7 protein-coding genes are annotated in these 7,668 nt (G+C 66.9%); 1 reads left to right on the forward strand and 6 read right to left on the reverse strand.

The genetic code is table 11. The features are described from left to right. Window positions 1-51 precede the first annotated feature (51 nt). Window positions 52-2,856: a phosphoenolpyruvate carboxylase gene (ppc, locus tag ACP5E6_RS07470; RefSeq protein ID WP_427953381.1), complete on the reverse strand. Its 2,805-nt coding sequence runs from the start codon at window positions 2,854-2,856 to the stop codon at window positions 52-54. 77 nt (window positions 2,857-2,933) lie between these two features. Next, window positions 2,934-3,731 carry a DUF1295 domain-containing protein gene (locus tag ACP5E6_RS07475; protein WP_427953383.1) on the reverse strand — a complete coding sequence of 266 codons (798 nt, stop codon included), beginning with the start codon at window positions 3,729-3,731 and terminating at the stop codon, window positions 2,934-2,936. Window positions 3,732-3,813: 82 nt separating this feature from the next. Here ACP5E6_RS07475 and moaB point away from each other — a divergent pair, with 82 nt between their 5' ends. Then, window positions 3,814-4,368 (forward strand): molybdenum cofactor biosynthesis protein B, encoded by a 555-nt coding sequence (gene moaB, locus ACP5E6_RS07480; RefSeq protein WP_427953385.1) that lies wholly within the window; start codon window positions 3,814-3,816, stop codon window positions 4,366-4,368. A gap of 11 nt (window positions 4,369-4,379) precedes the next feature. On the opposite strand, the gene ACP5E6_RS07485 is transcribed toward moaB, so the two are convergent. The 4 genes from ACP5E6_RS07485 to ACP5E6_RS07500 all read right to left on the reverse strand — a co-directional run bounded on the left by ACP5E6_RS07485 (window position 4,380) and on the right by ACP5E6_RS07500 (window position 7,464). Further along, window positions 4,380-5,129 carry an SDR family oxidoreductase gene (locus ACP5E6_RS07485; protein ID WP_427953387.1) on the reverse strand — a complete coding sequence of 250 codons (750 nt, stop codon included), beginning with the start codon at window positions 5,127-5,129 and terminating at the stop codon, window positions 4,380-4,382. Window positions 5,130-5,147: 18 nt separating this feature from the next. Continuing rightward, window positions 5,148-6,140 (reverse strand): D-erythronate dehydrogenase, encoded by a 993-nt coding sequence (gene denD, locus ACP5E6_RS07490; RefSeq protein ID WP_427953389.1) that lies wholly within the window; start codon window positions 6,138-6,140, stop codon window positions 5,148-5,150. A 79-nt stretch (window positions 6,141-6,219) separates the two neighbouring features. Next, on the reverse strand, window positions 6,220-6,840 hold the full coding sequence (locus tag ACP5E6_RS07495; RefSeq protein ID WP_427953391.1) for a DNA-3-methyladenine glycosylase family protein: 621 nt from the start codon (window positions 6,838-6,840) through the stop codon (window positions 6,220-6,222). A 48-nt stretch (window positions 6,841-6,888) separates the two neighbouring features. Then, window positions 6,889-7,464: a hypothetical protein gene (locus ACP5E6_RS07500; protein WP_427953393.1), complete on the reverse strand. Its 576-nt coding sequence runs from the start codon at window positions 7,462-7,464 to the stop codon at window positions 6,889-6,891. Between the last annotated feature and the right edge of the window lie 204 nt (window positions 7,465-7,668).

The raw sequence follows: 7,668 nt of genomic DNA on the forward strand, positions 1-7,668 counted from the left end.
ATTTCATGCGATTATGTTGCCGCTGCCGCGTCAACTTAATCGCATATCGCTCTAGCCGCTGTTGCGCAGGGCGGCGGCGATGCCGTTGATCGAGATATGGACACCGCGGCGGACGCGGACCTTCACGTCGTCGTCGCTGGTTTTCATGGCGTTGTCGCCGGGTGTGACGGCGTCCTCACCGGTACCGGTTTCGCGGTAGCGGCGCAGCATTTCGACCTGGACGTGGTTGAGCGGGTCGAGATAGGGGAAGCGGTTCGTGATCGAGCGGCGCATCACCGGGTTGCGATCGAGCAGGGCGCGCTGGCCGGTGATGGCGAGGAGGTGGGTGCGGGTGCGCTCGTATTCCGCCTCGATGCGGGGGAAGATGCTGTCACGCAAGGATTGGTCGGTGACGAGACCGGCGTAGCGCGCGGCGATGCGCATGTCGGCCTTGGCCAGGACCATATCCATATTGAGCAGCAGGGTGGAGAAGACCGGCCATTCCTGGAACATCGATTGCAGCAGGCGCAGGCCGCGATAGCCGCGTTTTGCGAGAACGGTTTCGACGGCGGTGCCGAAACCGTACCAGCCGGGCAGCATGACCCGGCATTGCGCCCAGGAGAATACCCAGGGGATCGCGCGCAGATCCTCGATGGAGCGGCCCTTGGCGCGGGAGGCGGGACGGCTGCCGAGGTTGAGGCTGGCGATTTCGGTGATGACGGTGGATTGCCAGAAATAATCCTCGAACCCCGGCGTTTCATAGACGAGGTTACGGTAGGCGGCGTAGGCGGCATCGGACAATTCGCCGAGGACGACGGGAAATCCCGGCTCCAGCGGTTCGGCGGCGGCCGGTTCGGCGGTGGCGACGAGGGTGGCGGAGACCAGGACTTCGAGATTGCGCCGGCCGACTTCGGGATTGCCGTATTTCGCGGCGATCACCTCGCCTTGTTCGGTGAGGCGGATCTGGCCATCGACCGCGCCTTTCGGCTGGGCGAGGATGGCCTGGAAGCTGGGGCCGCCGCCGCGACCGACCGAGCCGCCCCGGCCATGGAACAGGCGCAGCCGCATGCCGTGGCGGGCGAAGATTTCGACCAGGCCGACCTCGGCGCGGTAGAGTTCCCAGCCGGAGGTGAGGAAGCCGCCGTCCTTGTTGCTGTCGGAATAGCCGAGCATGACTTCCTGGGTATTGCCGCGGCTGGCGAGCAGGTCGCGATAGAGCGGCAGGGCGAACAGATCGTTCATGATGCCGGGGGCGGCGCGTAGATCGTCGATGGTTTCGAACAGGGGGACGATGTTGACGTCGAGCATGCGCGTGTCGGGGTGGAGCAGGCCGGCTTCCTTCAGCAGGACGGCGAGTTCCAGCACGTCCGACACGCTGGCGGCCTTGGAGATGATGGCGGTGCGCAGGGCGCGGGGGCCGTAGCGGCGGTGGGCCAGGGCGGCTGCCTCGAAGATCGCGAGTTCCTTGGTGGTTTCGGCACCGTAGCGGAGATGGCGCGAGACCAGCGGACGGTTGGTGGCGAGTTCGGTGAGAAGGAGGGCGGTGCGGGCGGCTTCGTCCATCGCGAGGTAGTCGGTGCCGGGGCTGATTTTTTCGAGCAGCTCGGCGATGGTGCGTTCATGAACCTCGGAATTCTGCCGCAGGTCGATCGGCGCGAGGGTCCAGCCGAACACGCGGGCCGCCTGGAGCAGGTCGCCAAGCCGGCCGTGGGTGAGCAGTTCGGAGCCGTTGGCGCGCAGGGAGTCGACGATGATGGCGAGATCGGCCACGAAGGCTTCCGGGGAGTCGTAGGGCGCGGCGGCACCGCCCGGCGCGGCACCCGAAAGCGCGGCCTGGGTTGCGGCGAGGCGGGATTGGATGGTGGTGAGGGCGAGGCGGTAGGGTTCGTCGGCCTGATGTTCGGACTGGTCCACCGATGGCGCGCCGAGGTGCTTGAGTGCCGGGGTGATCGTGACATGCAGGGAGGCGAGGGTGAGTTCGCGGCGGAGTTTGAGCACCTCACCGGCATAGAAGGCGAAGGCGCGTTCGGCCTGACGGGCGAGCGCCTTGGTCAGGATTGTTGCATCGGCGAAGGGGTTGCCGTCACGGTCGCCGCCGATCCAGCTGCCGATTTCGAGGAAGACCGGGAGTTCGCCGGGCGGGGCGTCGAGCGCCTGTTCGACTGCGGTGTAGAGTTTCGGAACCTCGGCGAAAAACGTCGCGTCGAAGAATGCGAGGGCGTTTTCGACCTCGTCGAGCACGGAGAGCCGGGTCGGGCGGAGCATGCGGGTCTGCCAGAGGGTGAGCACGAGACGGCGCAGGGCGGTGTCGATCGCGTCGCGCTCCGCACCCGTTCCGGCCTGGCGATCGCGCTGGACCAGGAGGGCGGCGATGGTGTCCAGCGTGTCGAGAATGCTGCGCCGCTGCACCTCGGTGGGGTGGGCGGTCAGCACCGGGGCGATATAGGCGGTTGCGAAGAAGTTCCGGAGCGCCGGGGTGTCGAACCCGTTGGCGCGGGCGCGGGCGATGCCGGCGGCGAGGCTGCCCTCGCGCGGCGGCGAACCGGCGATCAGATGGGCGCGCCAGCGCCGGGTGTGATGATGGTCCTCCGCGATGTTGGCGAGAATGGAAAAATAGCCGAAGGCGCGGGTGATGCTATTGATCTGACCACCGGGCCGGTCCTTGAGCAGGTTTTCAAGCTCGGCTTCGGCGGCCTGGTCGTGATCGCGGTGGAAGCGCAGGGCGAGCTGGCGGATCGATTCGATGAGGTCGTAGGTTTCCGCCCCGTCCACGCTGCGGATAGTGTCACCCAGAATCCGGCCCAAGAGGCGGATATCGTCGCGCAACGCCTCGTCCATGGTTGCGAAACGGTGTTTTTGCAGCTGCTCAGTGTCCATGCGCTGAACAAACCATGTTGCAGCACGGAAAGAAACTATTTTCTGTGACGTGAGGTGTCCGGCTCGGATTCGTTTCGTCAGATCCGTTTCGGCGGCAGTGGCATCAACGGGCTGACACGCGCCTGGTAGGCGCGGTAGGCGGCACCGCGCGAGGCCAGCATCTCGCGTTCGAGCGGTGGCACGCCGGAGACATTCACAAGCAGCCAGACCATGAAGAGAGGGCCCAGCAGGCCGGGCAGACCGGGCAGCCAGAACCCGGCCAGGCCAATCAGCGGGTAGGTCAGCCAGATCAGACATTCGAAGAAATAATTGGGATGACGCGACCAGGCCCATAGACCCGCCTGACAGACCCGGCCGTGATTGGCGGGATCGGCGCGGAAGGCATGCATCTGCCGGTCCGCCAGCGCCTCGCCGGCGAGTGCGACGAGGAATACCATGAGACCCGCGAGGGTCCATCCCGCCGCGAGCGGATGCGGATTGGCGGCTGCGAGCATGACACAGAGGACGAGAATCCAGGCGACCGCCGCCTGGATCATCAGGAGACCGAACATCCGCGCCGCGAACCGATCGCCCCAATCGGCGCGGAATCTGGCGTAGCGGGCGTCTTCATGGGGGATCGCGCGGGTGCGGCGCATGATGTAGCCGCCGAGACGGCCGGCCCAGATCAACACCAGCGACGCCACCAGAAGGCGACGCGCGAACGGCGCCGGGCCGAGCGGCACGAGCGCGCCGATCGCGCCGGCGGTACCGGTGCCGAAGGTCCAGATCACATCGACCCAGCCGGAATTGCCGGTGCGTTGCTGCACCGCCCAGGCGCCCCCCATCACCAGGGAGAGAAAAACCAGAAGAGCGAGCGCGAGGGCGAGATAAACCATCAGTCAGACATTCATCGGCGGGCGCAATCGTCAAGGGGTGGGGGTTCGCGCTATAGCGGGTCATTCATCGAGGAGGCTGCCCATGTCACGGATCGACGAAACCCGCCCGTTCATTCCCGTCAGCATCGCCGTCATGACAGTGTCGGACACGCGCACTCTGGACACCGACACGTCGGGCGCCGCGCTGGCCGATCGCATCACCGCCGCCGGGCATCGGCTCGTGGCACGGGTGATCGTGCGCGACGACGCGGGTCTGATCGAGGCGCAATTACGCCATTGGATCGCCGATCCGGCGATCGATGCGGTGATCACCACCGGCGGGACCGGGATCACCGGCCGCGACGTGACGCCCGAGGCGTTCGAGCGCGTGCTCGACAAGACGATCGAGGGATTCGGCGACCTGTTCCGGATGCTGAGCTATCAGAAGATCGGTACCTCGACGATCCAGTCCCGCGCGATCGGCGGCGTCGCCGGGGGGACTTATCTGTTCGCCCTGCCCGGCTCGACCGGTGCCGCCCGGGATGGGTGGGATGATATTTTGCGCTTCCAGCTCGATTCGCGGCATCGGCCGTGCAATCTGGTCGAACTGATGCCGCGATTACAGGAGCATCTGGCACCGGCCAAGACAGCGGGTTGACGCCGGGGCGTTCAGCCGCGACCTGCGAACGGCATCGTCGTTGCCATCACCGTGAGGAACATTGCATTCGCGTCGGGCGGCAGGCTGGCCATGTAGACCAGGGTGCGTCCGACGATTTCGACATCCATGGTCGGTTCGGGCCGGAGGCTGCCGTCGGCCTGGGGCACGCCGGTGGCCATGCGGCGGGTCATGGGGGTGGCGGCGTTGCCGATGTCGATCTGGCCGCAGGCGATGTTGTGGGCGCGGCCATCGAGGGCGATGGTTTTGGTCAGGCCGGTGATGGCGTGCTTGGTCGCGGTGTAGGGGGCAGAGCCGGGACGCGGGCTGTGGGCGGAGATCGAGCCGTTGTTGATGATGCGCCCGCCCTGCGGGGTCTGGTCGCGCATCATGCGATAGGCGGCATTGGCGCAGAGAAACGCGCCGTTGAGATTGACCGCGACGACGTGACTCCATTGCGCCATGGTAAGATCGCCGAAATTCGTGGCGGGGACATTGGTGCCGGCGTTGTTGAAGAGCAGATCGAGCCGGCCGCAGCGCGATTTGATCTGTGCGAATAAAAATTCGACCGCTGCGGGGTCGGTGACGTCGGCGGCGATCGCGAGGGCGTTGGCTGGTTCGGCGGCGAGGCTGATGGTTTCCTCGAGCGCGCCCTGCCGGCGGCCGGTGAGGACCACAATGTAGCCATCGGCGAGCAAGGCGAGGGCAGCGGCGCGTCCGACGCCGCTGCCGGCGCCGGTGACCAGCGCGATTTTTTTCGTCATGCGATTCTCCCTGGTGCGTCAGATGGCGGGCAGGATGCCGCCCAGTTCGTCTTCGATATGGGCGTGGATGATCTCGTCGAAACTGGTTTCGGCGGCAAAGCCGAGAGCACGGGCGCGGCCGGCCTCGAAATCGCCGGGCCATCCGGCGACGATGCGGGCGATGGCGGGGTCGGGTTCGCGCCGGATGAGCGCGACCGCACGATCGCCCGCGATGCGGCGCAGCGCCGCGATCTGCTCGCCGACGGTGGCGGACAGGCCGGGCAGGTTGAGGGTGCGGCGCCAGCCGAGCGGGGTGAGGTCCATGGTGGCGGCGCGGATCATGAAACCGATCGCGGCGCGGGGGCTGGCGTGATAATGGCGCACGGAATCATCGACCGGCAGCACCGCTTCCCTGCCGATCAGCGGTTCGCGCAGGATGTTGGAGAAGAAGCCGGAAGCGGCGGCGTTGGGTGCGCCGGGACGGATGCAGATGGTGGGCAGGCGGATCGCGATACCGTCCATGATGCCGTGACGGGAATAATCGGTGAGCAGCAACTCACCGATCGCCTTCTGGGTCCCATAGCTGGTGAGCGGGGTGGTGAAGAATTCATCGCCGATGACCGGTGGAAACGGCGCGCCGAATACCGCGATCGAGGAGGCGAACACCACGCGCGGGATGTAATGCGTGCGCGCATGTTCGGCGCGGATCGCCTCGAACAGCAGCCGCGTGCCATCGAGATTGATCCGGTAGCCTTTGTCGAAATCGCGTTCGGCCTCGCCGGAGACGACGGCGGCGAGATGCATGACGATGTCGGGACGCATGGCGATACAACGCGCCGCGGCGCCGGGGGCAGAGATGTCGAGCGTATGGATGGCGAGGCTGCCGGAAAAGCCGGCCGGGGCGACGGGGGGGATTGAGTCGACCAGAGTGAGGGAGTTGACCGGGGACGGGCCGATCATGCCCGTAGTGGCCAGATGGGCGGCGCATTTGCGGCCGAGCATGCCGGCGGCGCCGATGATCAGGATATGCATTGACGGTTCCCCTCGTGGTCGTGCCGGAGGTTATATTTAAAATCAATGGAACGCCAAGGGCCATCCGGCCGCCTCGGCGTTATTTCACCTTTTTGGTCCGATCCGCCGCGCGCCACAGATACCAGGCCGCCGTGCTCCGATACGGCGCGTAGGCCTCGCCGATCACCGCGAAGGCGCGCGGTTTGGGCTGCTGTTCGAGTGCGTGGATCAGGCGGTAGCCTTCGCGCACGCCGAAATCATCGACCGGAAAGACGTCCGGCCGGCCGAGGGTGAAGATCAACAACATCTCGACGGTCCAGCGGCCGATGCCCCGGATGGCGCAGAGCCGTTCGATCAGGGCGGCGTCGGACAGGCGGGCGGCGGCGCGGCGGGTGGGTACCGTGCCATTGAGGGCATGGGCGGCGATGTCGCGCAGGGCTGCGATTTTCGCGCCGGAGAAGCCGCAGCCGCGCAGATCGGCGTCGGCGAGGGAGAGAAGGGCCGCAGGTTCGGGGATCGGTGCGCCGCTCAGCGCGGTGAGGCGACCGAGGATCGCTTCCGCCGCGCGGGCGTGGAGTTGCTGATGCGCCACCGCGGCGATCAGGGCGGCGTAGGGTTCGCGCGATCGATCGGGTTTGAGGCGACAGGGGCCAATGTTGCGGATCAGGGCGCCCAGCACCGGGTCGGCGGCGATGAGATGGGCGCGGGCAATGCCGCTCATTGGTGCGAGCCGGCGATGCCGCTCATCGACACAGGGCGGCGATGCCGCTCATCGGCGCGGGCCGGTGACACCGCGGGCGATGCGGTGCCGCCATGCGGCAAGGCGGCGCCCGAGGCGGGTGGTTTGGCCGGTTCGCGTGGTGAGGCGAAGGCGTTCACGGATCGGGCGGGTGCGTTCCAGCACCCAGTCGCGCGCGCGGATGACGTTGTTGTGGGCAATGGCGAACCAGCGCACCGACATCAGGTTTTCTTCACAGGCCTGATAGATCCAGAGCGCCAGCAGGATGGCGAAGCCCTTGATGAAGACGGCGACCGCGGTGGCGGCGAGCCAGTTGCCCTTGACGAACAGGATGGTGGCCCAGAAGCCGCTGAGGTGATCGATCGCCTCGGGGATCAGGAACAGGAACACGACGACGAGCGGCGGCAGGGTTTGCAGGATGGCTCGCAGACGGGCGACGACGGCGAGGCGGGAGATCAGGTCGAGCAGGGCTTTGGCACCGTCCCAGATGATCCGGTCGAGGAACTCAAGGAGCAGTGCCAGGGGCAGGAGCAGAATATCCTCGGCCACCCGCCGGCGGCGTCGGCGCGTGGCGGCGAGGTCGGCGGCGGGGGGTGAGTCACTCATGGCGCGACGGTATCACACCCACCGGGAGGGCGGATAGGATGATCAGGGATGGGGCTGGTCCTTCTGATCCGGCGCGGGATGGGGTTGCGGGTGAGGTTGGGGATGGGGCGCCGGATGGAATTGCGCGGCGGGTGGATGATAGGGCGCGGCGGGCGGATGGTACTGCGGGACCGGCGGATGATAGGGCGCGGCGGGCGGATGGTA

The sequence above is a fragment of the Acidiphilium sp. genome (assembly GCF_049977125.1).
In the GTDB taxonomy this organism is placed as follows: domain Bacteria; phylum Pseudomonadota; class Alphaproteobacteria; order Acetobacterales; family Acetobacteraceae; genus Acidiphilium.